The sequence below is a fragment of the Caulobacter henricii genome (genome assembly GCF_001414055.1).
GTDB lineage: Bacteria > Pseudomonadota > Alphaproteobacteria > Caulobacterales > Caulobacteraceae > Caulobacter > Caulobacter henricii.
Window position 1 is genome coordinate 3,510,905 of record NZ_CP013002.1, and the last position, 26,681, is coordinate 3,537,585.

The 26,681-nt window shown below is 67.0% G+C and carries 27 protein-coding genes; 10 read left to right on the top strand and 17 right to left on the bottom strand.

The window, feature by feature from the left end; genetic code table 11:
- Window positions 1–71 precede the first annotated feature (71 nt).
- The 5 genes from AQ619_RS16495 to AQ619_RS16515 all read right to left on the bottom strand — a co-directional run bounded on the left by AQ619_RS16495 (window position 72) and on the right by AQ619_RS16515 (window position 3,614).
- Window positions 72–1,172, bottom strand: a complete 1,101-nt coding sequence (locus AQ619_RS16495; RefSeq protein WP_062150195.1) for an acyltransferase family protein — start codon at window positions 1,170–1,172, stop codon at window positions 72–74.
- 5 nt (window positions 1,173–1,177) lie between these two features.
- Window positions 1,178–1,384 carry a Trm112 family protein gene (locus tag AQ619_RS16500; protein ID WP_062150199.1) on the bottom strand — a complete coding sequence of 69 codons (207 nt, stop codon included), beginning with the start codon at window positions 1,382–1,384 and terminating at the stop codon, window positions 1,178–1,180.
- A 43-nt stretch (window positions 1,385–1,427) separates the two neighbouring features.
- Entirely contained in the window at window positions 1,428–2,102 is a 675-nt protein-coding gene (locus AQ619_RS16505) for an LON peptidase substrate-binding domain-containing protein (protein ID WP_062150201.1), read from the bottom strand.
- Between the two features lie 8 nt (window positions 2,103–2,110).
- Complete coding sequence (locus tag AQ619_RS16510; protein WP_062150203.1) at window positions 2,111–3,028, bottom strand: thioredoxin family protein; 918 nt, start codon at window positions 3,026–3,028, stop codon at window positions 2,111–2,113.
- An 82-nt stretch (window positions 3,029–3,110) separates the two neighbouring features.
- On the bottom strand, window positions 3,111–3,614 hold the full coding sequence (locus AQ619_RS16515) for a prolyl-tRNA synthetase associated domain-containing protein (protein ID WP_062150204.1): 504 nt from the start codon (window positions 3,612–3,614) through the stop codon (window positions 3,111–3,113).
- A 102-nt stretch (window positions 3,615–3,716) separates the two neighbouring features.
- Between AQ619_RS16515 and AQ619_RS16520 the strand changes: the two genes are divergently transcribed.
- Window positions 3,717–4,460, top strand: a complete 744-nt coding sequence (locus tag AQ619_RS16520; protein ID WP_062150205.1) for a DUF6065 family protein — start codon at window positions 3,717–3,719, stop codon at window positions 4,458–4,460.
- A 12-nt stretch (window positions 4,461–4,472) separates the two neighbouring features.
- Here AQ619_RS16520 and glmM read toward each other — a convergent pair whose 3' ends face one another.
- On the bottom strand, window positions 4,473–5,819 hold the full coding sequence (glmM, locus tag AQ619_RS16525) for a phosphoglucosamine mutase (protein WP_062150206.1): 1,347 nt from the start codon (window positions 5,817–5,819) through the stop codon (window positions 4,473–4,475).
- Between the two features lie 149 nt (window positions 5,820–5,968).
- On the opposite strand from glmM, the gene glmS reads away from it, so the two are divergent.
- Window positions 5,969–7,789 carry a glutamine--fructose-6-phosphate transaminase (isomerizing) gene (gene glmS / locus AQ619_RS16530; RefSeq protein ID WP_062150207.1) on the top strand — a complete coding sequence of 607 codons (1,821 nt, stop codon included), beginning with the start codon at window positions 5,969–5,971 and terminating at the stop codon, window positions 7,787–7,789.
- 46 nt (window positions 7,790–7,835) lie between these two features.
- On the opposite strand, the gene AQ619_RS16535 is transcribed toward glmS, so the two are convergent.
- Both AQ619_RS16535 and AQ619_RS16540 read right to left on the bottom strand, forming a co-directional pair.
- Window positions 7,836–8,303: a nuclear transport factor 2 family protein gene (locus tag AQ619_RS16535; protein ID WP_236849497.1), complete on the bottom strand. Its 468-nt coding sequence runs from the start codon at window positions 8,301–8,303 to the stop codon at window positions 7,836–7,838.
- A gap of 25 nt (window positions 8,304–8,328) precedes the next feature.
- Complete coding sequence (locus AQ619_RS16540) at window positions 8,329–8,733, bottom strand: YkvA family protein (protein ID WP_062150208.1); 405 nt, start codon at window positions 8,731–8,733, stop codon at window positions 8,329–8,331.
- 56 nt (window positions 8,734–8,789) lie between these two features.
- On the opposite strand from AQ619_RS16540, the gene AQ619_RS16545 reads away from it, so the two are divergent.
- Window positions 8,790–9,572: an SDR family NAD(P)-dependent oxidoreductase gene (locus AQ619_RS16545; protein ID WP_062150209.1), complete on the top strand. Its 783-nt coding sequence runs from the start codon at window positions 8,790–8,792 to the stop codon at window positions 9,570–9,572.
- Between the two features lie 147 nt (window positions 9,573–9,719).
- Here the strand turns inward: AQ619_RS16545 and AQ619_RS16550 are convergent, their stop codons facing one another.
- The 3 genes from AQ619_RS16550 to AQ619_RS16560 form a co-directional block, all read right to left on the bottom strand.
- Window positions 9,720–10,319 (bottom strand): CC0125/CC1285 family lipoprotein, encoded by a 600-nt coding sequence (locus tag AQ619_RS16550; protein WP_062150210.1) that lies wholly within the window; start codon window positions 10,317–10,319, stop codon window positions 9,720–9,722.
- 92 nt (window positions 10,320–10,411) lie between these two features.
- Window positions 10,412–11,041, bottom strand: coding sequence for a LysE family translocator (locus tag AQ619_RS16555; RefSeq protein ID WP_062150214.1), 630 nt, complete (start codon window positions 11,039–11,041; stop codon window positions 10,412–10,414).
- A gap of 42 nt (window positions 11,042–11,083) precedes the next feature.
- Window positions 11,084–11,488: an MAPEG family protein gene (locus tag AQ619_RS16560; protein WP_062150217.1), complete on the bottom strand. Its 405-nt coding sequence runs from the start codon at window positions 11,486–11,488 to the stop codon at window positions 11,084–11,086.
- A gap of 224 nt (window positions 11,489–11,712) precedes the next feature.
- On the opposite strand from AQ619_RS16560, the gene AQ619_RS16565 reads away from it, so the two are divergent.
- The gene (locus AQ619_RS16565) at window positions 11,713–13,038 is read left to right on the top strand and encodes a PQQ-dependent sugar dehydrogenase (RefSeq protein ID WP_062150220.1); all 1,326 of its coding nucleotides are present in this window, start codon (window positions 11,713–11,715) and stop codon (window positions 13,036–13,038) included.
- A 148-nt stretch (window positions 13,039–13,186) separates the two neighbouring features.
- Here the strand turns inward: AQ619_RS16565 and AQ619_RS16570 are convergent, their stop codons facing one another.
- The 3 genes from AQ619_RS16570 to AQ619_RS16580 all read right to left on the bottom strand — a co-directional run bounded on the left by AQ619_RS16570 (window position 13,187) and on the right by AQ619_RS16580 (window position 16,840).
- Complete coding sequence (locus tag AQ619_RS16570; RefSeq protein WP_062150223.1) at window positions 13,187–14,416, bottom strand: argininosuccinate synthase; 1,230 nt, start codon at window positions 14,414–14,416, stop codon at window positions 13,187–13,189.
- A gap of 85 nt (window positions 14,417–14,501) precedes the next feature.
- Window positions 14,502–14,864: an SdpI family protein gene (locus AQ619_RS16575; protein WP_062150226.1), complete on the bottom strand. Its 363-nt coding sequence runs from the start codon at window positions 14,862–14,864 to the stop codon at window positions 14,502–14,504.
- Window positions 14,864–16,840 carry a potassium transporter Kup gene (locus tag AQ619_RS16580; protein WP_062150229.1) on the bottom strand — a complete coding sequence of 659 codons (1,977 nt, stop codon included), beginning with the start codon at window positions 16,838–16,840 and terminating at the stop codon, window positions 14,864–14,866. The genes AQ619_RS16575 and AQ619_RS16580 overlap by 1 nt, the downstream gene beginning before the upstream one ends.
- 187 nt (window positions 16,841–17,027) lie before the next feature.
- On the opposite strand from AQ619_RS16580, the gene AQ619_RS16585 reads away from it, so the two are divergent.
- From AQ619_RS16585 to AQ619_RS16595, 3 genes are all read left to right on the top strand, one after another.
- Window positions 17,028–17,453 carry an Rrf2 family transcriptional regulator gene (locus AQ619_RS16585; RefSeq protein ID WP_062150232.1) on the top strand — a complete coding sequence of 142 codons (426 nt, stop codon included), beginning with the start codon at window positions 17,028–17,030 and terminating at the stop codon, window positions 17,451–17,453.
- A gap of 87 nt (window positions 17,454–17,540) precedes the next feature.
- Window positions 17,541–18,341, top strand: coding sequence for an SDR family NAD(P)-dependent oxidoreductase (locus AQ619_RS16590; protein ID WP_062150235.1), 801 nt, complete (start codon window positions 17,541–17,543; stop codon window positions 18,339–18,341).
- A 491-nt stretch (window positions 18,342–18,832) separates the two neighbouring features.
- Window positions 18,833–19,189: a GIY-YIG nuclease family protein gene (locus AQ619_RS16595; RefSeq protein ID WP_062150240.1), complete on the top strand. Its 357-nt coding sequence runs from the start codon at window positions 18,833–18,835 to the stop codon at window positions 19,187–19,189.
- Window positions 19,190–19,199: 10 nt separating this feature from the next.
- Here AQ619_RS16595 and AQ619_RS16600 read toward each other — a convergent pair whose 3' ends face one another.
- A complete protein-coding gene (locus AQ619_RS16600) occupies window positions 19,200–19,895 on the bottom strand; it encodes a MarC family protein (protein ID WP_062150243.1) in 696 nt (231 codons plus the stop codon).
- An 84-nt stretch (window positions 19,896–19,979) separates the two neighbouring features.
- Here AQ619_RS16600 and pyrF point away from each other — a divergent pair, with 84 nt between their 5' ends.
- Window positions 19,980–20,681 carry an orotidine-5'-phosphate decarboxylase gene (gene pyrF, locus AQ619_RS16605; RefSeq protein ID WP_062150246.1) on the top strand — a complete coding sequence of 234 codons (702 nt, stop codon included), beginning with the start codon at window positions 19,980–19,982 and terminating at the stop codon, window positions 20,679–20,681.
- 41 nt (window positions 20,682–20,722) lie between these two features.
- Here the strand turns inward: pyrF and ggt are convergent, their stop codons facing one another.
- Window positions 20,723–22,414 carry a gamma-glutamyltransferase gene (gene ggt, locus AQ619_RS16610; RefSeq protein ID WP_062150249.1) on the bottom strand — a complete coding sequence of 564 codons (1,692 nt, stop codon included), beginning with the start codon at window positions 22,412–22,414 and terminating at the stop codon, window positions 20,723–20,725.
- A gap of 283 nt (window positions 22,415–22,697) precedes the next feature.
- On the opposite strand from ggt, the gene AQ619_RS16615 reads away from it, so the two are divergent.
- Complete coding sequence (locus AQ619_RS16615) at window positions 22,698–25,088, top strand: PAS domain S-box protein (protein WP_062150252.1); 2,391 nt, start codon at window positions 22,698–22,700, stop codon at window positions 25,086–25,088.
- Window positions 25,089–25,094: 6 nt separating this feature from the next.
- On the opposite strand, the gene AQ619_RS16620 is transcribed toward AQ619_RS16615, so the two are convergent.
- Entirely contained in the window at window positions 25,095–25,310 is a 216-nt protein-coding gene (locus AQ619_RS16620) for a DUF1674 domain-containing protein (protein WP_084746108.1), read from the bottom strand.
- Window positions 25,311–25,389: 79 nt separating this feature from the next.
- Between AQ619_RS16620 and AQ619_RS16625 the strand changes: the two genes are divergently transcribed.
- Complete coding sequence (locus AQ619_RS16625) at window positions 25,390–26,673, top strand: RsmB/NOP family class I SAM-dependent RNA methyltransferase (RefSeq protein WP_062150257.1); 1,284 nt, start codon at window positions 25,390–25,392, stop codon at window positions 26,671–26,673.
- Window positions 26,674–26,681 lie beyond the last annotated feature (8 nt).

Sequence of the window (26,681 nt, forward strand, 5' to 3'; positions counted from 1 at the left end):
GGGGGTGCCATGAACAGTGGGGACTTCCCCCTCCGGTCGCTTCGCGACCGCCTCCCCCTTCAGGGGGAGGATCAAACCTTCACGATCCAGTTCCTGCGCCGCATATAGGCCACCACCGCCCAGACGAGGCCGATGAAGATCACCACCGGGATCAGGGCTGCCGCCTTGGTACCGACGACCGGTGAGGCGGCGTCATAGGGGATCTTCAGCATGTGGGCGGTCAGGATGATCGAGGCCAGCTCGTGCAGCACGTAGGCGAAGATGGCATTGACCCCGAAATCGGTCAGGAAGTCCCGCCCGGGCACCCGCCAGAGCCGGATGTCCAAAGCCTCGTGCAGGGCTGCCAGCACCAGCAGGGCCGCTCCGCTGGAGACCAGGACATAGCTGCTGGTCCACAGGTCCTTGACGACCGGAAAGGCCAGCCCCCAGGCGAGACCGACCACCAGGAGCAGGGCCCCGGCGACCGCCAGGCCCCGCGCGCCGCGCCGGGCCGCCAGCCACTCTCCGGCCGCGACCCCAATCAGGGCCTGGGCTATGGCCGGCAGGGTGCCGAGCAGGCCTTCGGGATCATAGCCCAGCGGGCCTTTGACATAGGTATAGGCTCCCAGCACCAGGCGGTCGGCATAGGCGACCAGGCTTGACCCCGGGGCCATCAGGTCGGCCGTACCGCCCGGGAACGGTGCCAGGCAGAGTGGCCAGTAGAGCAGCAGCAGGCCCACCGCGAGGGTCAGGCGGGTACGGGGTCCGGTGATCCGGTAAAGGACAGCGGCGGCCAGAAAGGCCAGGGCGATCCGCTGCAGCACGCCCATGGGACGGAACAGCACGCTTTCGGGCGTGGCCAGCCAGTAGATGTTGCTGACCAGCAGGCCCAGCAGGATCAGCCGGCCGGTCCGCACCAGCAGCCGGCGCAGGCCGCCGACGTCCAGACCCCGCTCTGCGGTGGCCAGGGGGATCGAGACCCCGGTCATGAAGATGAAGGCCGGAAACACCGCGTCGGCCAGGGTGAAGCCGGCCCAGGCCGAATGCATCAGGGCCGGAAAGACGTCATAGCCGCTGACATAGTGCAGATAGGCGGCCGAATTGACCAGAATCATGCCGACGATGGTCAGGCCGCGCAGGACGTCCAGCGACGCCAGACGCGGCGGCTTTACGGCGCTGCCGTCGAACGCCATGGCTATTATTCGCCGTCTTCGAGCGATCGCGCCTCTTCGGGCAGCATGATCGGTACGCCGTCGCGGATCGGATAGGCCAGCTTGGCGGCCCGGCTGACCAGTTCGCCCCGGGCGCGGTTGTAGTCGAGGGTGGTGCGGGTGACGGGACAGACCAGCACTTCCAGCAGGCGCGGGTCGATATCGGCGGGCGGCGGGGTCGGGGTCGCGGTCATGTCCCCTGTCTACCGCTCCCCTTTCCGGCTGGATAGAGGGGGCTCACTGGATCGAGGGCGGCTCGTCATCATCGTCGACGGCAGCATCGATCTCGAGCAGGGCGACCAGGGTCGCGCGCCGGTCGGCCAGGGTCGGGGCCTCCAGCAGGGCCTGTTTCTCGATGGCATCGAACGGCAGGGCCATGGACAGGCTGTTGACGAGGGCGTCGGAAGGAGCGGCCTCGGCACCGCTCCAGTCTATGGCCAGGCCGCGATGGTCCAGATAGCGGCGCAGGGCCGCCAGCAGCGGGGCCGGATCGGCCGCGGACGAGGCCAGGCCGTCGTCGCGCAGATCGGCCTCGAAGGACGAGAAGTCGGCCCGCACCTGGCGATAGGGGGTGCGCACCGGCAGTTCATCACCGGCCCGGAACCGGCAGACCCCGGTCAGGGTGATCAGATAGCGGCCGTCGCTGGTCTCGGCGAAGCTGGTCACCCGGCCGGCGCAGCCGATCGGGGCGAGGCTGGGGCCGTGGTCGCTCGCCCGGCCCGCGCCCTTCGGCCGGGTCTGGATCATGCCGATCATCCGCTCGCCCGACATCACGTCGTCCAGCATGTTGAGATAGCGTGGCTCGAAGATGTTGAGCGGCAGCTGGCCGCCGGGCAGCAGCAGCACCCCGTCGAGCGGGAACACCGGGATCACCAGCGGCAGGTCACTGAGCCGTCGAAGGGCACCCGGCATGTGAACCCCTAGCTGAACAGGATGGCCGACAGCCGCTTGCGGCCGGCCTTGGCGACGTCCGACATCGGTCCGGCCGCCTCGAACACGGTCAGCAGCTGCTTGCGGGCCGCCTCGTCGTTCCAGCTGCGGTCACGGGCGATCAGGGACAGCAGATGGTCGGCGGCCGCCTGCAGGTGACCGGCCCCGGCCAGGGCCTTGGCCAGTTCGAAACGGGCCTCGTGGTCGTTTTCGTCGGCGGCCAGACGGGCCTCGAACGGCGCGGTCTCGGACGGGGCGTCGGCGGCCAGGGCGAGGGCGGCGCGGACGCTTTCCAGATCCGGGTCGCGGGCATTGGCGGGGGCCAGGGCCGCGACCTCGGCGGCATGCTCCAGGTCACCGCTCTCCAGATAGCAGCGGGCCATGCCGCCGATGGCCTTCAGATTGGCCGGATCCATCTGCAGGGCCTGGGCATAGGCCTGGGCTGCGCCACCGATGTCGCCGAGATCGAGGGATTCCTTGCCCATGGCCAGCAGGGCGTCGAGGTCGCTCTGGGCCGGCGGGCCGGACAGGCGGGCAATGAAGGCCTTGATCTCGCTCTCGGGCACCGCGCCCTGGAAGCCGTCGACCGGCTGGCCGTTGACGAAGGCATAGACGGTCGGGATCGACTGCACGCGCAGTTGGCCCGAATAGCCAGGGTTCTTGTCGACATCGATCTTGACCAGCTTGACCGCCCCGCCGGCGGCAGCGACGTGCTTTTCGAGGGCCGGGGTCAGCTGACGGCAGGGACCGCACCAGGTGGCCCAGAAGTCGACGATGACCGGCTGGGTCTTCGAGGCCTCGATGACATCGGCCATGAAGCTGGCATCAGTGCCGTCCTTGATGTGCACGCTTTTGCCGGCCGGACCCCCGGCAGGGATGGGGGCGGGCTTTGCACCGATCAGGCTCATCGAAAGGGTCTCACTCAGACAGGAAGGTCTTCGCGCTCAAGATGGTCCTTCAGGACGACATCCGCAATCGCCGGTTCGCCTGTCAGGCGACAGTCATGGCCTCAAAATCAACGATCATCGGCGTGATCCCCAGGGCCGCGAGAAAGGCACGCAGGCCGGCCTGACTCACCGCCGTGGTGGCGTCATTGCCCAGGGGATGGAAATTGACCGGATCGGCCTGGGCGAGAGCCGCGTCGAGCACGAAGCGCACGCGATGCTCGCTGTCATTGATCAGGCCAAAGGCGGTCACCGAGCCCGGCCTGACGCCCAGGGTCTCGATCATCATCGCCTCCGGTCCGAACGACAGCCGGCCCGAGCCGATCACGGTGTGGAGGCGCTTGAGGTCGATCACCGTCTCGCCCAGGGCCGAAATCAGCCAGAGCTGGCCCTTGGCGTCCTTCAGGAACAGGTTCTTGGTGTGGCCGCCGGGCATGGCCGCCTTGATCTCCAGCCCCTCCTCGACCCGGAACACCGGCGGATGGTCCAGGGTGGTGTGGGCGATGCCATGGGCGTCGAAAAAGGCAAAGAGGTCGGCGCGGGTCTTCATGTGGGCTTCCTAGCCCAGGCTTGGCGTTCGGGGAACTAGACGGGCTCGCCCTGCGGGCGCTAGACCAGAACCCAGGGTCAAGGAAACAGGAAGACGCGCGGTATGGAACTGGAGTGCTATCCCACCGAGAACCGCCCGCCGGAGATCGTGCCGGGCCGCCCGCAACGGGCCTGGATGGACCACTTCGCCGACCGCCATCCCTATCGCTGCCTGCCGCTGTCCATGGCCAATACCTCGGGCTGGGAGATCCTGTGCCCGGTCGGCTTCTCGATGACCTGGGACGGCGGGGCCCACCAGGAGTGCATCAAGTTCCAGCCGGACCACCCCTATCCGGGCTTCAGCGAGTTCGTGAAATCGCACTTCTCGCGCGGCACGGTGACCTTCCATACCGGCTATCTGTTCCGCACCCCGCCGGGCTGGTCGATCCTGACCATGGGCCCGCCCAATCACATCAAGGACGGTATCCAGCCCCTGGCCGGCCTGGTCGAGACCGACTGGCTGCCCTTCCCCTTCACGATGAACTGGCTGTTCACTCGCCCCGGCACGGTGCGCTTCGAGAAGGGCGAGCCGTTCTGTTTCATCATGATGATCCAGGACAAGGCCATGGATAACGTCCAGCCGGTGATCCGCTCGATGAACAGCAATCTCGACCTGCGCCGGCAGTACGATGTCTGGGCCGAGAAGCGCAGTGAGTTCAACAGCCTGATCTTCAAGCGCGACCCTGAGGCCACCAAGGAGGCCTGGCAGCGCTTCTACTTCAAGGGCGAATATCCCGAGGAAGTGGCGGCCGAGGCCCCCAGCCACCACGTCAACAAGCGCCGGCTGAAGGCGCCAAAGCTGGGCTAGGGCCGGCGGCCGTCAGGCCGCCTTCACGGCCGAGACGATCGACTTGACCACCTGGCGGACCAGGGCGGGGTCGTCGCCCTCGGCCATGATACGGATCAGGGGCTCGGTGCCCGAGGCGCGCACAACAATTCGGCCGGCCCCGTTCAACTGGGCCTCACCGTCGGCAATGGCTTCTTTCACCGTCTTGGCCTCGAGCGGCTTGCCGCCACCGAAGCGGACATTTTCCAGCAGCTGCGGCACGGGCTCGAACTGACGGGCCAGGGCGCTCATCGGCTGGCCGGACTCGATCATCACCGCCAGCACCTGCAGGGCGGCGATCAGGCCGTCGCCAGTGGTCGAGAAGTCCGACAGGATCAGGTGGCCCGACTGCTCGCCGCCGAGATTGAAACCGCCCTCGCGCATGCGGGCCATGACATAGCGGTCGCCGACGCTGGTGCGCTCGAGGGTCAGGCCCTGTTCGCCCAGGAAGCGTTCGAGGCCGAGATTGGACATCACCGTGGCGACCACGCCGCCGGCCTTCAGCTTGCCGGCCCTGGCATAGGCGGCGGCGATGATGGCCATGATCTGGTCGCCGTCGACCACCTGGCCGTTCTCGTCGCAGATCACCAGCCGGTCGGCGTCGCCGTCGAGGGCGATGCCGATGTCGGCACGGTATTCCCGCACCAGCTTGGCCATCGACTCCGGATGGGTCGAGCCGCACTCGTGATTGATATTGGTCCCGTCCGGATCGACGCCCAGCGGAATGACCTCGGCCCCCAGTTCATAGAGGGTGACGGGAGCCACCTTGTAGGCCGCGCCATTGGCGCAATCGATGACGATCCGCAGGCCGGCCAGGGATAGCTGGCGCGGGAAGGTCGCCTTGACGATCTCGACATAGCGGGCCTGGGCATCGTCGATGCGCTTGACCCGGCCCAGGCCGCGCGGCGGGGCCAGGCCCTCCTGCAGGCCCTCGTCCATCAGGGCCTCGATCTTCAGCTCCTGGGCATCCGACAGCTTGTAGCCGTCCGGCCCGAACAGCTTGATGCCGTTGTCGGCGAAGTCGTTGTGGCTGGCGCTGATCATCACGCCGAGATCGGCCCGCATCGAGCGGGTCATCATGGCCACGGCGGGGGTGGGCAGGGGGCCAAACAGCCGCACATCCATGCCGACGCTGGCAAAACCGGCCACCAGGGCCGGTTCGATCATGTAGCCCGACAGCCGGGTGTCCTTGCCGATCACCACCAGATGCCGGCGGTCGTCCTGCGAGCGGAACAGCTTGCCGGCCGCCAGACCGACCCGCAGGGCGACCTCGGCGGTCATCGGGTGCTTGTTGGCCTGGCCGCGAATGCCGTCGGTGCCGAAATAGGCGCGCTTGCTCATGATCGCTCTGGTCTCGAGGTGGATCGCGAAACGATCCGAAATGCAGATTTATGTGGGCCAAACCTGCACGAATGCTAAAGCCCGGCCAACGACTATACCCGCGTGGGTAGCCATAATCCCGGCGGGCGCGATTTACAAAGGACCTTGGCATGTGCGGCATCATCGGCATCGTCGGAAATCAGCCTGTCGCCGATCGTCTGATCGAGAGCCTCAAGCGTCTGGAGTATCGCGGCTATGACTCGGCGGGCATTGCCGGCCAGGTCGACGGGGTGCTGCAGCGCCGCCGCGCGCCGGGCAAGCTGCGCGAGCTGGAAAGCGTCCTGGCCCACGAGCCGCTGATCGCCACCACCGGCATCGGCCACACCCGCTGGGCCACCCACGGGGCTCCGACCCTGCGCAATGCCCACCCGCACATCGTCGGCAAGGTGGCGGTGGTCCACAACGGCATCATCGAGAACTTCGCCGAGCTGAAGGCCGAGCTGATCGCCGCCGGCCGCGAGTTCCAGAGCGACACCGACACCGAGGTCGTCGCCCACCTGCTGGATGCCGAACTGGCGACTGGCCTCGCCCCGCTGGAGGCCTTCAAGGCCACCCTCGACCGTCTGCGCGGTGCCTTTGCCCTCTGCGTCCTGATCGGCGGCGAGGACGAGGTGATCCTGGCCGCACGCAACGGTCCGCCCCTGGCCGTGGGCTATGGCGACGGCGAGATGTTCGTCGGCTCCGACGGCCTGGCCCTGGGCCCGTTCACCAACCGCGTCGCCTATCTGCACGACGGCGACTATGTGATCCTCAACCACACCGGGGCGAAGATCTTCGACCAGGCGGGCCAGGTCGCCGACCGGCCGATCAAGATCGTCCCGGCCTCGGCCGTGCTGATGGAGAAGGGCAATTACCGGCACTTCATGGAGAAGGAGATCCATGACCAGCCGGAAGGATGCCAGCGCACCATCGCCGCCTATGTCGATCCCATCACCGCCCGCGCCGCCGTGCCCGGCAATATCGACTGGGCCGCCCTGGACCGCATCCAGATCGTCGCCTGCGGCACCTCCTATATCGCCGGCATGGTCGGCCGGTACCTGATCGAGCAGCTGGCCGACCTGCCGGTCGATGTCGAGATCGCCTCGGAATTCCGCTATCGCCAGCCGGCCATCCGGGCCAGCGCCCTGGTCATCGCCATGTCGCAGTCGGGCGAGACCGCCGACACCCTGGCGGCGCTGCGCTACTGCCAGGAGAAGGGCATGAAGAGCGCCGTGGTGGTCAATGCCACGGAATCGACCATGGCCCGCGAGGTCGATGTCGTCTGGCCGATCCACTGCGGACCCGAGATCGGCGTTGCCTCGACCAAGGCCTTCACCGCCCAGGTCAGTGTGATGATCGCCCTGGCCATCGCCGCCGCCAAGGCGCGCGGCCGGATCGACGACGCCGAGGAGCAGCGGCTGGTCAAGGTTCTGCTGGAGGCCCCACGCCTGATCGCCGAGGCCATCGGCCTAGAAGACGCCATCAAGGACATCGCCGCCGAGGTCGCCCGGGCCCGCGACGTGCTCTATCTGGGCCGTGGCCCGATGTCGGCCCTGGCCCTGGAGGGGGCCCTGAAGCTGAAGGAAATCAGCTATATTCATGCCGAGGGCTATGCCGCCGGCGAGCTCAAGCACGGCCCGATCGCCCTGGTCGACGAACAGACCCCGATCGTCATCCTCGCGCCCTATGACAGCTGGTTCGAGAAATCGGCCTCGAACATGAGCGAGGTCATGGCCCGCGGCGGCCAGGTCATCTTCATCACCGACACCGAAGGGGCCCGGCACGCCCCGGCCGGCGCCAAGGTGGTGATCACCGCCCCGGCCTGCGATCCCCTGGTCTCGGCCCTGGTCATGTCGGCCCCGATCCAGCTGCTGGCCTATCATGTGGCCGTGCACAAGGGCGCGGATGTCGACCAGCCGCGCAACCTGGCCAAGTCGGTGACAGTGGAATAGGGGCGCTCGAACGCCCTGGCGGCGGCAGGCCTGGACCTGCCGCGCCCTATCTTGCCCCGAGCTCTGAGCAGGCCTCGGGTTCCTTGGTCCAGGTCAGACTGGCGATCCGCCAAACCCCGTCCTGCTTGATCAGGGTGAAGACCTCGACGCCACAATGGCTGGTCACGCCATCGATCAGGAACTCATAGGGGCCGGTCACCGTGGCCAGGGGCCCGCGTCGCATGACCTGATGCGCCCACATCCGCTCATTGCGGCCCGGCTTGATGAGGCGACCCAGACTGTCCTCGACCGCAAAGCGGCTGAAGGTCGTCGCGCCGTCGGCGGTCAGTCCCACGGCGGCGAGCTGGCCGCCCGGCAGCACCACAGCCTGCATGGCGGCCGGATCGGCCCTGGCAATGGCGTCGAAGAAGCGCTGGACGCTGTCCAGCACCGCTGTCTCGTCCGGATCCGCGGCCAGGGCGGGGGTCGAAGCCGCAGCGAGCGCCACTGCAAGCATCAGGGCCTTGAATCGCATCTCGGGCTCCGGGTCCGAACGTGCTTCAGTCGTCCTTGGCCATCCGGTCGAGGAAGGCCTGGGCCGCCTCACGGTGGCGGGGTCGCAGGTTGCGGCCGACAATGGCGATGACCGCCGCGATCACGGCGGCGTCGTCGGTCATGCCCAGGGCCGGCAGGATGTCGGGAATGACATCGGTCGGCAGGACGAAATAGGCCAGGGCCGCCATCATCATGCCCTTGGCCGCCGTCGGAGTGGCCGGGTCGCGGGCGCACCACCAGATCGACAGGGCCTCGGCGGCGAACGGGATCCGGGACGCCACCTGGCGGATCTTGGGCAGGAACCCCCGCGCCACGCGTTCTTCGTTCAGCTTCACCGTGGCCGGAACCAGGGCCTTGGCCGGGTCCAGGATCTGATTGACGTCGGGGGACGGTTTGGCGTCGGCGCTCATCGGTCTAAAACCCTCTCCAAGCCGTTATCTTAAACGCAAACCCAGGGGAAACGTCCATGAAACTCGACAACACCGTCGCCGCCGTCGTCACCGGAGGCGCTTCGGGCCTTGGCGAAGCCACCGCCCGCGCCCTGGCCGCCCACGGCGTCAAGGTCGCCATCTTCGACTTCAACGAAGTCACCGGCGAAGCCGTCGCCAAGGACATCGGCGGCGTGTTCTGCAAGGTCAATGTCACCAGCGACGCCGATGTCGATGCCGGCTTCGAAAAGGCCCGCGCCGCCCACGGCCAGGAGCGGATTCTGGTCAACTGCGCCGGCACCGGCAATGCCGCCAAGACCGCCGGCCGCGACAAGGCCACCGGCGAGACCAAGCACTTCCCGCTCGATGCCTTCGACCGCATCATCCAGATCAACCTGGTCGGCACCTTCCGCTGCATCGCCAAGTCGGCCAAGGGCATGCTGGACCTCGAGCCGCTGGAAGACGGCCTGCGCGGTGCCATCGTCAACACCGCCTCGGTCGCGGCCGAGGACGGCCAGATGGGCCAGGCGGCCTATTCGGCCTCCAAGGGCGGCGTGGTCGGCATGACCCTGCCGATCGCTCGCGACCTGATGAGCGAAGGCATCCGCGTCAACTGCATCCTGCCGGGCATCTTCAACACCCCGCTGATGAACAATGCGCCGGAAGCGGTGAAGGCCGGCCTCGCCGCCTCGGTGCCGTTCCCCAAGCGCCTGGGCAATCCGGCGGAATATGCCCACCTGGCCCTGACCATGATCACCAACGACTATTTCAACGGTGAAGACGTCCGCCTCGACGGCGGTATCCGCATGGCCCCGCGCTAAGACGGTAAAGCGGAGGGGGTGGTCACTTGCCCCCTCCGCGCCTTTGGCGCTCCTCCCCCGGAGGGGGAAGATGATTCATCCGCCCCCTCCGGGGGCGGGCGGTCGCAAAGCGACCCGGTGGGGGCAAGTGATCGGCCCCCGACTACCCTACTTCTTCGGCGTCGGCAGGACGATGCTGCTGGCCAGGCTGGTCATGATCTCGCGGGCGTCATAGGCGCGCGGATCACCTTCCGGCTTCTTGCCCCGGTGCAGGACAATCTCGGCACCAGCCTCGAACTTCTCGATGGTCCGCACCTGGCTGCGGTCAAAGAAGAAGGGGTCACCCCAGAAGGGATCCCAAGTGCGCCAGCCATAGCTGGGGCCGAAATAGCGCCAGGCCGGTCGCCAGTAGCTGTAGGGATAGCCATAGCCCAGACCAAAGCCGGGACGCGCCAGGGGATCGGGGTCCAGCACGGTGCGGGCCGTGCGGTCGGTGCGACGGTCGGCGGTCTCGAACCAGTCCGCGCCCTGCTGCACGGTCAGTTCGGCGGCGCGGTACAGCAGATAGCGCTCGACCGTCTCGCGCGAGGTCAGGCTGTTGCCGGCGAAGCTGACCCGATAGCGATCCGGCTCCAGGCGCAGCTCGGAAAAGCCGCCCGCTGACGGTCCCGAGGCGACCTTGGGCTGATAGGGCGTGGCGGTCGCACAGGCCGAGAGTCCGGCGGCGACGACCAGGGCCGCGACAAGGGCGGCTTTTCTCAAAGACATGGACAGAACTCCGTGACCCCAACCTCGCAGGTCTGGGCTGCAACTCTGGCGAGGCTTTGTGGTTTCGCCAAGGCGAAATCAGCGGGGCTGGCTCAGCCCCGCGACACGATCAGGATCGCCGCACAGATCAGCAGGGCCCCGACCGTGAAGGCAAACACCCGCCGAAACACCGGCTCGTTCATCCGCGTCGACAGGGCTGCCCCGCCCAGGCCGTAGGCGCTCATGCTGATCACATCCAGGCCGATGGTGGCACAGGCGAACATGAACAGCTGCGGGACAAGCGGCCGGCCGACATCCAGAAACGGCGGCAGGACGGCCGTGAAGAACAGCAGGGCCTTGGGATTGGCGATCTGGACGGTGAAGCCGTCGACAAAGGCCGACTTGCCGCCCCGGACCGTGGCGACTGTCTCGCGCTCGGCATTCTTCCAGCCGGCCCACAGCGACTTCAGGCCCAGCCAGACCAGATAGGCCGCGCCGGCCAGGGCCAGGATGTGGAAGGCCTGCGGAAAGGCGATGATCAGGGCCCCCAGACCGAGGGCCGAGCCGAAGAACCAGATCAGGGTGGCGCAGTTCATCCCCGCCACGCCGAGCAGGGCCGCGCCCTTGCCCTTTTCCATGCCGGTGGCGATGGCGAACAGATTGGCCGGCCCCGGCGTGATGGCCATGACGGACATGGCGGCCAGGAAGGCGGCATAGCGGGCGGGATCGACGGGAAGGGCCATGGTCACGCTATAGGTGAGGCCCTCCCCGTCGAAAAGCGCGCTTTAGGCGCCGACGGCGGCCAGAACCCAGATCGCCCGTCCCAGGGCGCCGAACAACAGAATGGCCGCTGCGGTCATCTGGATCATGAAGCCCAGCTCGCGCTTGTTGGCGGCGGCGGCATAGCCCAGGGCATAGACGATCCGGCCGATGATCCAGACCACGCCCAGACCGGCGGCGACCATGTCATTCCAGAAATAGGCGAACAGCCACAGGGAGGGCAGGAAGATCGGCAGCCATTCCAGCGTATTGGCCTGGACACGGATATGGCGCTCGAGTTCGGGATCGCCGGTCATGGTCGGGGCGGCAATGCCGCTCTTCTTGCGGGCCCCGCCGACGCGGACCCCCATCCAGACATAGACCAGCAGGGCGACCAGCGTGACGATGGCGACATAGGCGTGCGTTTGCATGTAAAGGAGCTCCCCGGATTCCGAAACGGTCTGCGCCGTCCGACGGGAACCTGTCATGGTTCGCGCCAAACCGGAACTCTTGCCCGGTAGCGGGGTTCGGGCCTCCGGGCACCGGTGACGGGGAGCGCCATGCGCGTCGAATTCCCCGCGATCTGCGGTCGGTTTCCCTGTAACCGCCGCGCGTCGTCACCTAGGTTGACGTCCGGACTGTAGCGGACGCCCTCATGAAACGCCTGACCGCGGCCCTTGTGCTGCTCGTAATGCTTGTCGCCGCGCCCGTAATGGCGGCGCCCTATGTCCTGTCGCCAGGCCAGACCTGTGACGGCTGGCCGAGGCTGCCGATCGAGATGGCACCCGGGATGTGCGCCGGCCTTGTGGTCGCCCCGCCGCCGGGGACCAGCGGCCTGTCGAAGCGGGTCCTGCGCATGCCACGAACCCTGGTGCAACTGCCAGGCGGGGACTGGATCGTCACCGACCTGGGCGGCTGGGATCCGGCCAAGGGGTCGGTCTGGCGGCTGCGCGCCGAGGCGGGGCGACCGGCCGTTCTGACGCCGTTGCTCAAGGGGCTGACGATGCCCCATGGCCTGGCGATCGGCCCGGACGGCCTGGTCTATGTCGGCGAGATGAGCCGCATCATCCGCATGAATCCCGGCGCGCCACTGCCGGCCACCACGGTCGAGGTGGTCGTCGCCGGCCTGCCGGACAATCGGCTGCACGACAACCGCCACCCCCTGTCCAACTTCATCTTCGACGCCAATGGCGACCTGCTGGTCAATGTCGGCGCGCCGAGCGACAGCTGCCTGGTCGAGGGCAAGCCGGACGGAACGCCGCGCTGCCTCCAGAGCGAGGGGACCGAGGCCCTGGCCGGCGTGCGGCGCTATCGCTACCTCAGCCAGGGGCGCTGGGCAGAGACCTACACCATGGTCGCCCGCGGCCTGCGCAACAGTCTGGCTTTGGCGCGGACGCCGGCGGGCACGCTGCTTCAGGCCGAAAACAGCTACGACTTCGACCCGGCGGCCGACCGGCCGTTCGAAGAGCTGAACGTGCTGGTCGAGGGCCGTCACTACGGCTGGCCCTACTGCTACGACATGGTGAAATCGACCCCCGGCTGGGTTGGGGCCACGAATTTCCGGTGCCGCTCGGCCGACCACACCCGGCCGGCCCTTCTGCTGCCGCCGCATGCCGCGCCACTCGGCATGCTGGTCTATCAGGGCGGGCTTCTGCCGCAGCTCCAGGGCCGGCTGCTGGTCAGCTATCACGGCTATCGCGCGACCGGTGCCCGGATCGTGGCCTTCGCCCTGGATGCCAGGGGGATGCCGGTAGCGACGGCCAGGGCGCGGTACCCGGCCTATGGTGCCGATGGTCTGGTGTGGAAGCCCCATCCCGGACCGGCGGCCGAGCCGCTGATCCTTACGCCGGGCTGGCAGGCCGTGGCGGACAAACGGCCGATGGGGGCGCCGGTCGGGCTGGCGGTGGCCGCAGATGGGGCCGTCTGGGTGGCGGACGACCGGAACGGGACGGTGGTGCGGGTGTCCGTGGACCGGCCCTAAAGTCTTGAAGGTCAGTCCTGCTCCGGACGGTCGACCTTGACCGGGACGACCGTCCGGCGAGCATCAGGCCATCAAGGCCAAGGGGCAGGTTTCATCCGGGGTGAACGTCAGATCGTCCACCGCCTCCCGAATGGGAAAGCACGGGAACCTACTTCGTCCGCTGATCCCGCTTGGCCAGAACCCGCAGGCGCAGGGCGTTGAGCTTGATGAAGCCGCCGGCGTCGCGGTGGTCGTAGGCGACCTTGCCTTCCTCGAAGGTCACCAGGTCCTGGTCGTACAGGCTGTAGGGGCTGGTGCGGCCAATGATCGAGACATTGCCCTTGTAGAGCTTGACCCGCACCTGGCCCGAGACCTTGGTCTGGCTGTAGTCGATGGCCGCCTGCAGCATCTCGCGCTCGGGGCTGAACCAGAAGCCGTTGTAAACGAGCGAGGCATATTTCGGCATCAGCTCGTCCTTCAGGTGCATGGCACCCCGGTCCAGGGTGATGCTCTCGATGCCGCGGTGGGCGGCCAGCAGGATCGTGCCGCCCGGGGTCTCGTAGACGCCGCGCGACTTCATGCCGACGAAGCGGTTTTCCACCAGGTCGAGGCGACCGATGCCGTTGTCGCGGCCCAGTTCATTGAGCTTGGTCAGCAGGGTGGCAGGGCTCATCGCCACGCCGTCGATGGCGACCGGATCGCCCTTGTCGAAGTCGATCGTGAAGACGTGCGGTTTGTCGGGCGCATCTTCCGGCGCGATGGTGCGCATGTGGACGAATTCAGGGGCCTCGACCGCCGGATCTTCCAGCACCTTACCCTCGGACGAGGAGTGCAGCAGGTTGGCGTCGACGCTGAACGGGGCTTCGCCGCGCTTGTCCTTGGTGATCTGGATCTGGTGCTTCTCGGCAAACTCCAGCAGGGCCTCGCGCGACTTGAAGTCCCATTCGCGCCAGGGAGCGATCACGGTGATGTCAGGCTCGAGGCCGTAATAGCCGAGCTCGAAACGGACCTGGTCATTGCCCTTGCCGGTCGCGCCGTGGCTGACGGCGTCGGCGCCCATCTTGCGGGCGATCTCGATCTGCTTCTTGGCGATCAGCGGGCGGGCGATCGAGGTGCCCAGCAGGTACTGGCCCTCATAGACCGTATTGGCGCGGAACATCGGGAAGACGTAGTCGCGCACGAACTCCTCGCGCACGTCCTCGATGAAGATGTTCTCGGGCTTGACGCCGGCGGCCAGGGCCTTGGCGCGGGCCGGCTCGATTTCCTCGCCCTGGCCGAGGTCGGCGGTGAAGGTGATGACCTCCGCGCCATACTCGGTCTGCAGCCACTTCAGAATGATCGAGGTGTCGAGGCCGCCCGAATAGGCGAGCACGACCTTCTTCACGGACTTGTCAGCCATGCGCGGGGTCCTTCCGGAGAAACACAAAGTCGGGCGCGTTCAAGGGCGCCGGGGGCGACGGGTCAAGTCCTAATGGGACCTCGCCCTAAAGCCGGTCCTCGCCCTGCAGGGTGCGGATGACCGCGCGCAGGTGCGCCAGCTGGGCCATGGCCAGAATCGCGGCCAGGGCGGCGCGCACGCACAGCAGCATCATCGCCTCCAGCCCCTGGGCGCGGAAGGTCGCTCCCGACAGGGTGAAGGCGAAGATGATCGCCATGGCCGCCGTCGGAATCCACAGCAGTCCCACGACCCGGGACGTCCGCCAGGTGGGCTGGCCGTCGCGGCCCCAGTGCATGGGAATGGTCACATCCTTGGGGATGCGCTTCCAGGCCTGAAGGGCGGTCGAGGCGATGATGGCCAGGGCGGCGATCGACAGGCCGTCGCCGATGACGCGCAGCGCCGTGCTCATCAGACCGTCACCTGCGCGCCCAGCTCGACCACGCGACCGGGCGGGATCTTGAAGAAGTCCGTCGGGTTGGCGGCATTGCGCATCAGATAGATGAACAGCCGGTCCTGCCACAGCGGCATGCCGCTATTGGCCGAGGGCACGATCGAGCGGCGACCCAGGAAGAAGCTGGTGGCCATGATGTCGAATTTCAGCCCCTGCTTGCGGCACACGGCCAGGGCCTTGGGCAGGTTCGGGCTTTCCATGAAGCCATAGGTGATGACGACCTTCTTGAAGTCGTCATTGACCTTCTCGATCTTGACCCGGTCGTCCTCGGCAATGCGCGGGGTGTCGCCGGTACGGACGGTCAGGATGACATTGCGCTCGTGCAGCACCTTGTTGTGCTTGAGGTTATGCATCAGGGCGACGGGCGTCATGTCGGGGTCGGAGGTCAGGAAGATCGCCGTGCCGGGGGCGCGGTGCGGGGCCCGGGCCCGCAGGATCTCCATCAGGTCGGCCAGGGGCACGCTATCGCGGCGGGTCTTGGCGGTCAGGATCTGCGAGCCGCGCACCCAGGTGGCCATGATCAGGAACAGGACCGCGCCGATCAGCACGGGCAGCCAGCCGCCCGAGAAGAACCGCAGGGCATTGGCGCTGAGGAAGGTGATGTCCAGGGTCAGGAAGGGCACCAGGAAGCACAGGGCCTGAGGCAGGCTCCACTTCCACAGTTTCCGCATGACGATGAAGGCCATGCAGGTGGTGACGATCATGGTGCCGGTCACGGCCAGGCCATAGGCATGGGCCAGGGCCGACGAGGTCTGGAAGGTGAACATGATCGCCAGCACGCCGAACAGCAGCATGGTGTTCAGCTGCGGCACGAAGATCTGGCCCGACTGGGTCTCCGAGGTGCGACGAACGTCGAGACGCGGCAGCAGGCCCAGCTGGATGGCCTGCTGGGTCAGGGAGAAGGCGCCGGTGATCACGGCCTGGCTGGCAATGACCGTCGCGGCACCCGCCAGCAGAACCAGCGGCAGGCGGAAGGCGGCCGGTGCCATTTCGAAGAACCAGTTCAGCTCCGGCATCGGTCGGCCGGCAGCCGCAGCAGCGTCGAGGGTCATCAGGGCGAAGGCCCCCTGACCCAGATAGTTCATGGTCAGGCACGGCAGGACAAAGAACAGCCAGGCCGCCTGGATCGGCCAGCGGCCGAAATGGCCCATGTCCGCAGTCAGGGCCTCGACCCCGGTCACGGTCAGGAACACGGCGCCCAGCACGATGAAGCCGGTCAGGCCGTGCTCGGCCAGGAACCCGACCGCATAGTGCGGGCTGATGGCCATCAGCACGGCCGGATACTGCGCCAGATTGATCGCCCCCAGCAGGAACATCACGCCGAACCACAGGGCGCAGACGGGGCCGAACAGCTTGCCCACCGAGGCCGTGCCCCGGCTCTGGATGAAGAACAGGCCCAGCAGCATGACCGTGGCGATGAACAGCACGACCTGGTTGGTGACATTGTTGGCCAGGGCCGGAATGGTTCTCAGGCCCTCGACCGCCGACAGGACCGACATGGCCGGGGTGATCAGGGCGTCGCCATAGAACAGGGCCGCGCCGGCCACGCCGAGGGCGAAGACCAGCATGGTGCGTCGACCCATGGCGTGCTGGGCCAGGGCCATCAGGGACAGCACCCCGCCTTCACCCTTGTTGTCGGCCTTCATGATGAAGACCACGTACTTGATCGTCACCACCAGGATCAGGGCCCAGAGCGCCAGTGAGACCACGCCAAAGATCTCGGACCGGGTCACGCCGTCATGGGCGGCGGCGTGCAGGGCTTCCTTGAAGGCGTAGAGCGGGCTGGTGCCGATGTCGCCGAAGACGATGCCGACCGAGCCGAGGGCGAGCGCAAAGAAGCCATGCCCCTTCGCGCCGGGTCCGTGCTGATGCGGAATGTCTGAGGGGGCGGGCGCGCAATCCGGGGTCGGGTCGCTGGAGGCTTCGGAAGCCATGGAGTGTCTCCGGGCGCCCCCTCTCGCAAAATGCGAACGGCGGGCCCATATCGATCAAGCGCGGCGCGATACACCCAATCTGATCCGGGTTCAATCGTCACGCGGCGTTCAATGTCTTTACGGGCAAATCGGCCCGTGGAGAGTTTTTGATTGAACGCTCGCCTATCGTCCTTAGGTTCCTGCCGAGATGTCCGACAGCCAAAAGTTTCCCGTAGCGGCTCACGCCCTCGCCTATCTGGCGCACAAGCAGGCCTTTTCGCCTGATCGCGCCGTTGCGAGCGTCGAACTGGCCGCGTCGGTGCCGACCAATCCCGTCGTCGTGCGGCGGGTGACGGCCATGCTCGGCAAGGCCGGCCTGATCGGGGCCCGGGCCGGTGCCAATGGCGGCGCCTGGCTGCTGCAGCCGCCGCAGGACATCACGCTGGACCGGGTCTTGCGGGCCGTGCACGGCTGCGCCCACCTCGGCGTGGCCCCGCCGGGGGTCAAGGGCTGCCCGGTCGGTGAAAAGATCCCCGACGCCGTCAGCGCCGCCATCATCGCCGCCAATACCGCCGCCCATGACCGGCTGGCCCAGATCACCGTGGCCGATCTGCTGGCAGGCGCTCAGGCCTAGGGCCCGCCGGGCCTGCCCCGCCTTGAACCAAATCGCCGGCCGTGCTGGTCTCCGGCCCAACCTCGCTTTCGCATCGGATAGAGCTCCATGGCCCGCCGTCTCGCCCTGATCACCGGTGCCTCCGCCGGCATCGGAGCCGCCTTTGCCCGCATCCTGGCCAGCCATGGCTATGACGTGGCCCTGACCGCGCGCCGCGCCGACCGGCTGGAGGCCCTGGCCGGCGAGATCCGCCTGCGCTTCGGGGTCGAGGCCTATGCCATCCCCGCCGACCTGGCCGACCCGGCCGGAGTCGAGGCCGTCCTGGCCGGCGTGGTCGCCCAGGGCCGGGTCGTCGACGTGCTGGTCAACAATGCCGGCTATGGCCTGCCGGGCACCTATGCCACCACCAGCTGGGCGGATCAGGGCAAGTTCCTGCAGGTCATGCTGACCTCGGTCTGCGAGCTGAGCCACAAGGTGCTGCCGGGCATGATCGAGCGGAAATTCGGCCGCATCGTCAATGTCGCCTCCCTGGCGGGCCTCGTCCCCGGTGCGGCGGGCCACACCCTCTATGCGGCCACCAAGGGCTTCCTGGTGAAGTTCTCGCAGAGCCTGCACCTGGAGAACCTGGCCACCGGCGTGCACGTGTCGGCCCTGTGCCCGGGCTTCACCTATTCGGAATTCCACGACGTCAACGGCACCCGGGCCCAGGTCAGCCAGTCCCTGCCCGAATGGCTGTGGCTGGGGGCCGATGAAGTGGCCGCCTCGGGCTATGAGGCCGTCGAGGCCAACCGCCCGGTCTGCGTCCCCGGTGCCCCCAACAAGACCATCGCCGCGATCGCCAAGATCCTGCCCGACGACTGGGCCCTGGCCCTGATGGCCAACCAGGGCAACCGCTTCAGGAAGGTTTGAGGCGACACTCGACGGCGATCACCCTTCACACGACAGGGGAACAAACGCCTATGCCGCCTTGGTTTTGGCCGGTCGCTTGTTGCGGTATGGCAGCTTTTCTGGGTTGGCGTATCCGACAAGACCTTAAGATGGGACGGGCCTCTGGAACGGGAATGGCTTTCCGAAAGGATAAGCAGCCAGTCCTTTTCAGACTGGTTATGACATTTAACTGCCTCGCGTTCGTTTTGCTGGTGCTAAGCGCCATTTTTGAAAGCGCCAGCCTGCTGCGCCCACCCCAATAGGTGCTTCGGTGTTTCGGCGGCTCTGCAATGACCAGAGCCGCGCTTTCCCCATACACACCGTCATTCCCGCCCCTGTGGCGGGAAACCCTCTGTCAGCCGCTGGTGCGGCAGGGGCGAAGTGCGCGCGCACTTCGCTGGCACTGCACGTGCCCACTGAACCAGGGTTTCCCGCCACAAGGGCGGGAATGACGGCTGAAATTTGTTCTGCTAATGTTCTCGCAGAACAGGAGCATAGGCACCATGGTACCGCGCGAGGCCTGGATCGCGGTCTACATGATGACTGATCGCTATCGTGGCACCCTCTATACGGGCGTCACGGGCCAGTTCTTCACTCGTATCGTTCAGCATCGGGAAGGCCAACTACGCGGCTTCACTAAGAAATATAGCCTCAAACAGCTGGTTTGGTACGAGATCCACGATCTCATGACCGAGGCCATTCAGCGTGAGACCTCCATCAAGCGCTGGCCACGTCAGTGGAAGATCAACCTCATAGAGCGCGACAATCCACGCTGGGATGACCTCTATTCCGCTGTCTTCGAGTGGACACCGGTTCCGCGGCGCGTCTGAACCAATTCCCCTACTTCCCATCAGCGTAAGGTGCCTTCGCATCCTGGCGCACCAGGCCGCGCGTGGCATCGCCCACCCCGACCAGCACGAACTGCACCGCCAGGGCGCAGAGGATCAGGCCCAGCACCCGCACGACGATGCTCATGCCGATCCGGCCCAGGACCTTGCTGATCAGGGGCGAGGCCCAGAAGGTCAGCACCGTGACCACAGAGACCGCCGCAATGACGCTGACCCCCAGGGCCATGCCGGCCGCGCCAAATTCCTTGGCCTCGGCGGCATAGATGATCACGGTCGAGATCGAGCCCGGCCCGATCAGCAGCGGCATGGCGAAGGGCACGATCAGGCGCTCGAAGCGGGCCTTGGCATAGACCCGCGCCGACTGGCCCTCGATGCCCTCGGCCGCATCAGCGAACATGGTGGTGAAGTCGTCACGCACCATGTCCAAGCCAAGGATGAACAGGATGATGCCGCCGGCGATGCGGAAAGCCGGCATCGAAATGCCGAAAAAGGCCAGCAGCCCGACCCCGGTAAAATAGAAGAAAACCAGGAAGGCGACCATGAACAGGCCGATATAGACCGCCACCATCCGGCGGCCGGCGGCGGCCGCGCCCAGGGTCGCGGCGGCGAACAGCGGCACATTGCCGATCGGGTCGATCAGGGCAAACAGGGCGACGAAGAAGTTGACGGCAAGTGTGGCCTCGGTCATTCGACATCCTTACCTTTTTCAAAGCGCCGGCTTCCGCCCTTTCCTAGGGTGAACCCCCGCGCGCGCCAACCCCGGGGCAAGACCATGACCGCCGATCCGCGCCTGATCATCCCGCTGGACCTGCCCACCGTCGACGAGGCCCGGGCCATGGTCGAGCGGCTGGGTGATGCCGTGTCGTTCTACAAGATCGGGCTGGAACTGCTGGCCACCGACGGCATGGGCCTGGCCCGGGCCCTGAAGGCCCAGGGCAAGTCGGTCTTCCTCGACTGGAAACTGCACGATATCGGCGCGACCGTGGAGCGCTCGGCCCGGGTGCTGGCCGGGGCGGGCTGCGACCTGCTGACCGTCCATGCCGAGCCGCAGGTCATGCGGTCGGCCGTGCTGGCCCGGGGTGATTCGGATCTGAAGATCCTGGCGGTGACGGTGCTGACCAGCCTGACCGACGCCGATCTGACCGAGATGGGCTATGCTTTCGGGGCTCGCGACCTGGTCGAGCGCCGCATCCGCCAGGCCATCGACTGCGGGGTCGACGGGGTGGTGTCCAGCCCACATGAAGCGGCGCTCGCCCGCGAAATCGCCAAAGACGCCTCAAGGCCTGACTTCCTGGTGGTGACCCCCGGCGTGCGACCCGACTGGTCCGCCAAGAACGACCAGGCCCGCGCCGCCACCCCCGCAGACGCCCTGCGCGCCGGCGCCAGCCACCTGGTCTGCGGCCGCCCGATCACGGCGGCGGCCGATCCGCACGCGGCGGCCCTGCAGGTGATCGCGGAGATGGCCGGGGTTTGATCAATAGATACTCCCCCACTGGGGGAGAATCTTTCGCCCGCCTACTTCACCACCCTCGCCTCACCGCGCGCCCGGGGATCGGCGACCGGAACCGGCGTGCCGTTCAGGACCTGGATGGCTTCGATGTCGCCGTTATAGTCCTGGGCGACCAGGACATAGCCCATGGCCTCCAGCCCCCGGCGCAGCTCGGCCGAGGCCGGGGCATAGGGCTCGAAGGTGATCGTGTCCTTCGGAAGCAGCTGGTGGTGGAAGCGCTGCTGCTTCTGGGCCTCGGCCAAGGACAGGCCGTGATCATAGACATTGGCCAGCACCTGGAAGACCGAGGTGAAGATCCGCGAGCCGCCCGGCGTGCCGATCACCATGGCCACCTGGCCATCCTGGGTCAGGATGGTCGGGGTCATGGACGACAGGGGCCGCTTGCCGGGCGCGATGGCATTGGCCGACCCGCCGACCACCCCGAACATGTTGGGCACGCCGGGCTTGGCCGAGAAGTCGTCCATCTCGTTGTTGAGCAGGAAGCCCGCCCCCTCGACCACCACGCCGGAGCCGAACCAGCCGTTGATCGTATAGGTGTTGGAGACGGCATTGCCCCATTTGTCGACGATCGAGAAATGGGTGGTCTGCGGCCGCTCCAGGCCCGGCTGCACCGAGGGGGTCGGCGAGGGCTTGTCCGGGTCGATCTGGCCGGCGCGCCCCGCCAGATAGGCCGGAGCGATCAGGGCCTCGACCGGCACCTTCACGAAATCCGGATCGCCGAGATATTCGGCCCGGTCGGCGAAGACCCGCTTTTCGATCTCCGCGACCAGATGCATGTAGCGTGGGCTGTTCAGCGGCACGCCTTCAAACAGCCTGGCCGCCTGCTGCTTCATCAGCAGCAGCTGCATCAGGGCGATGCCGCCCGAGCTGGGCGGCGGGGCGGTGATGACCCGATAGCCGCGCCAGTTGGCCTGCAGGGGCTCGCGCCACACCGCCCTGTAGGCCGCCAGATCGGCCCGGGTGATCAGGCCCTTCACCGGGCCGCGTCCCATCTGGGCGACGATCAGGTCGGCGGTCTGGCCTTCGTAAAAGGCCCTGTCGCCGTCCCTGGCGATGCGGGTCAGGGTGTCGGCCAGGGCCGGCTGGCGGAACACCGCACCGGCCTTCAGCCCGCCGAAATGAGCCTCGAAATTGGTCGGGGCCAGAGGGCCGCGGCTGCCGTCCAGAATGCCGATCAGCTGTGGCGTGACCAGGAAGCCGTCGCGGGCATAGCCGATGGCGGGGGCCAGCACCCTGGCCCAGGGCAGCTTGCCGAACCGCTGGTGGGCCATGGCCATGCCGCGCACCGTGCCGGGCGTGCCGACGGCCAGATTGCCATACTGGCTGAGCTCGGCCACCGGCTCGCCATCGGGGCCGAGGAACATCTCGGCCCGGGCGGCGGCGGGGGCGGTCTCGCGATAGTCGAGGAAATAGGGCTTGCCATCGACCAGCAGGGTCATGAAGCCGCCGCCACCCAGATTGCCGGCCTCGGGATAGGTCACCGCCAGGGCAAAGGCCGTGGCCACCGCCGCGTCCACGGCATTGCCGCCGGCTTGCAGGATCTGTTCAGCCGCCAGGGCTCCATAGCGGTCCGGCGAGGCGACCGCGCCGGCGGTGAGGGTCGGTTGCGGCCTGGCGGCGGGCTTGGCCAGAACCGGGGGCGCGGCGAATAGCAAGGCGGCGGCGAGCACCGCGCAGAACCGGGCGAACAGACGCAAGACAACAGCCTCCCTCGGGTGAGAGCCCGACGTTAGTCGATACTGGCCGCGCCAGAAGCCCTGACGACGAAAGACGCCGCGAATTTCCGAACACGTGCGGGACAGGGCATCGCGGTCGGCCCAAGTGAAAAGGACTGGGCGCCGGTCGACCTCGCGTCGATTTGACACAGCGAATGCCGTTTCCTTTTAACGAATGCGCCCCACAGTCGATCATGGCGCCTAACCGGTTCGCCGGCGTTATCCCTTCCGGTTGAGGCCCATCTGGTAGGGCAGGATATTCTGCATGGTCCGCAAACTCGGCACTGTCCGATCCGCGTTGCCCCCCGTCGACGAGCAACAGTATCGCATCCTCGTCGACGCCGTGACCGACTATGCGATTTGCATGCTTGACCCCGCCGGCGTCGTCACCAGCTGGAACGCCGGGGCTCAGCGCTTCACGGGCTGCGGGCCCGACGAAGCCATCGGCCGTGACTTCGCAATGTTTTACGCCGCTGAGGACCAGGCTGGCGGCGAACCTCAGAGAGCCCTCGAAACGGCGCGGGGACAGGGACGCTCTGAGTGCGAAGGTTGGCAGGTCCGCAAGGACGGGAGCGGCTTCTGGGCCAGCGTCGTGATCACGCCCATCCACGACGGGAATAGACTTGCCGGGTTTGCCAAGGTCACGCGCGACATCAGCGAGCGTAAGGAGGCCGAGCAAAGGCTGGCTTCTGCCGTGGCTGACGCGGCCAGGGCGCAACACGTCCTGTACGAGCGTATCGCGGCCATGGCCGCCCAACAGGCGATCATGCTCAAGCTTTCCGAGGACATGGCGGGCGTCGGGACCTGGTCATGGGATGTGGCGACCGATCGCACCACCTGGTCGGATCAGGTCTACCGAATTCATGGCTACGAGATCGGCGTTGAGCCGCCGCCCCTGCAGGGGGTGCTCGACCGATACCTTCCTGAAGATGCGAAGTTACTCAGCGACTGTGTGCAGCGGGCGGTCTCTGAGGGCCGCGATTACGCCTTGGAGGCTCGGATCTACCGGCCTGATGGCGCGGAGCGGCAAGTGATCGCTCGCGGTGCCTGTCTTCGCGATGCAAGCGGCGCGATCAGCACGATTGTCGGCACGTTTCAGGACATTACCGAACATCTGACGACGTCGCGGTTCATCCGCACCTTGGCTGACAATCTGCCGGGTCTGGTCGCCTATTGGGACAGCACACTGCATTGTCAGTTTGCAAACGCCGCCTATTCGGATTGGTTTGGCATCTCTCCAGGCGAGATGCTCAAGATCACGCTGCCTGAACTTCTTGGCCCTGAACTATTTGCGAAAAATGAACAGCACATTTGCGGCGTACTGGCAGGGGAACGGCAAACATTCTCTCGAACCCTGGTTAAACATTCCGGAGATGTCGGCCATACCCTGAGCCACTATATTCCGGACACTGATTCATCCGGGCACACCCAAGGTTTCTATGTCATGATCAGCGACGTCACGTCGCTGAAAATTGCCGAAGAAAAGCTCCAGGAAGCCAATACCCTTTTGGTAGCCGCACGCGACCAGGCTGAAGCTTCTGCCGCCGTGAAATCAGAGTTCATGGCCAATATAAGCCATGAGCTTCGCACGCCCCTCAACAGCATCATCGGATTCTCGGAGTTGCTGAGGCCTTGCTTGGCGAATGATCCACAAAGCCACCACTATGCCACCCGCATTAGTCAGGCCGCCGACGCGCTGCTCACGGAAGTGAACGACATCCTGGATTTCTCCAAGCTTGAGGCGGGGCAGGTGGAGATCGAACTGCGCCCTGTTCAGCTCGGCGAGTTCCTTTCCAATTCAGTCGGGCTTATGGCCCCCCAGGCCGCCGCAAAGGCGCTGGCGCTGATCTGCGACATTGATCGGGCACCAGACGCAGCGCTGCTGCTCGACGACACGCGGCTGCGGCAGGTTTTGCTGAACTTGATCAGCAATGCCGTAAAGTTCACCGGCGTGGGCTCCGTAACGGTTTCCGTCGCGCCGATCGCACAGGATCAACGCCTCCGTTTTGAGGTTCGCGATACCGGCAGCGGCATACCGGCAGAGCGCATTGATCGGCTGTTCAAGCGATTCTCGCAGGTGGACGCCTCAACCGCACGTCTGCACGGCGGCACAGGGCTTGGCCTCGCCATCTGCAAAGGGCTGGTTGAGGCCATGGGCGGCGTCATCGGCGTCACCAGTGTTCTGGGTGAAGGCAGCACCTTTTTCTTCGAGGTGCCCCTGGTAAAGGCCGACCTCGAAAGGCAACCCGATCCTGATCACGACAAACACGACGCCGACACGATCCACGGACTCAGCCTTCTGATCGTGGACGACAACGAGACCAACCGGGAACTCGTGCGCCTGATCAGCGAAAGCGTCGGACTGGAGGTGGTCGAGGCCGACTGCGGTGAAGTCGCCGTCAGCCGGGCGCGCGAGCAACTGTTCGATCTGATCCTGATGGATATACGGATGCCGGGCATGGGCGGAGAAGCGGCCGCTCGCGCCATCGTCGACGGTGCTGGGCCAAACGCGGATACGCCCATCCTGGCCTTCAGCGCCGATCTCGCGACCTCGTTTGGAGCATCGGGGCCCTTTTCGGGCACCATCGCCAAGCCGATCGCCCCCGCCGCCCTCGTGGACGGCCTGTGCTACGCCTTGGCGGGCCACAGGCGGTAGAGCGCCTCAGAAATCAACCGCCACGCCCTTGCGTTCCCAGTCGCCGAACCGGGTCGGTTCGGGGCCGTCGCGGCCGCCCTGTTCGTCGGCCAGGATCATCGCTTCAGCGGCGGCACGGCGGGCAGCGGCTTCTTCAAGGGCGCGCAGGGCGGCGGGGGTCAGGACCTTGTCGGGGGCGGCCCCCAGGGCCTCGGGATTCGGGGTGTTTTCGGGCTCGGACATGTCGCTTCCATAGCACGACCCCTGCGCCAATTCATCCAAGCCCCTTGCGCTCCGTCGCGTCACAAGGCACGGCGGGGCGGTGAATCATGAACTCAATGACGGCCTCCCCGCCCGGGAAGCTGCGCTTAACCTGATCGACGCGGCCCTGTCGCGTCGCGGCGGCCTCGACGAAGCCGCATCCGCCCACGGTTTCCGCTTCCTGGAACCGCGCGAGCGCGCCTTTGCCCGCGCCCTGGCCATGGCCACCCTGCGCCGCCTGGGACCGATCGACCGCGCCCTTTCAGCCAAGCTGCAGAGAGAGCCGCCGCCGCGCGTGCGCAACCTGCTGCGCCTGGGAGCCGTCCAGGCCTTCTATCTCGAGGTGCCGGCTTTTGCCGCCGTCGCCACCAGCGTCGAACTGGCCGGGGCCAACAAGGCCAGCCGGCCGTTCAAGGGTCTGGTCAATGCCGTGCTGCGCGGCCTGCTGCGCGACGGCCCGCCGTCGGACGATCCCGAGCACCTGGCCCCGCCCTGGCTGATCTCGCGCTGGACCAGCGCCTGGGGGGTCGAGACCGCCCGCGCCGTCGCCTCGGAAATCGCCAAGGAGCCGGCCACCGACCTGTCGCTGAAGGACCCCGCCTTGGCCGAGTCCTGGGCTGAACGCCTTGAGGGCGAGGTGCTGCCCGGCGGCACCCTGCGCCTGGCCCGCAAGGGCGACGTCGCCGCCTGGCCGGGCTTTGAAGAGGGCGGCTGGTGGGTGCAGGACGCCGCTGCTGCCATCCCCGCCCGCCTGCTGAACGTCAAGCCCGGCGAGACCGCCGTAGACCTCTGCGCTGCGCCGGGCGGCAAGAGCCTGCAACTGGCTGCGGCCGGTGCCGTGGTCACCGCCGTCGACCGCTCGGCCGCACGGCTGGAGCGCCTGACCGACAATTTCCGCCGCATGGCCCTGACCGCCGAGGTCGTGGCCGCCGACGCCGGGGCCTGGGACGATACCCGGACCTTCGACGCCGTCCTGCTCGATGCCCCCTGCTCGGCTACCGGTACCTTCCGTCGCCATCCCGACGTGCTGTGGGCCGCTCGCCCCGGCGATGTGGCCAGCCTCGCCGCCGTTCAGGCCCGCCTGCTCGACGCCGCCGCCGACCGGACCCGGCCCGGCGGCCGGCTGGTCTATTGCGTCTGCTCGCTGGAGCCCGAAGAGGGCGAGGCCCAGGTCGAGGCCTTCCTGGCCCGCCGGCCCGACATGCGCCTGGATCCGGTCACGGCGGGCGAGGCCGGTTCGCCGGCCGCAAGCCTGACGACCCGCGGTACGCTTCGCCTGCTGCCCCATCATCTCGAAGGCGGCCAGGACGGCTTTTTCGCAGCCCGGTTTGTCCGCCAGGACTGAGTTGGCGG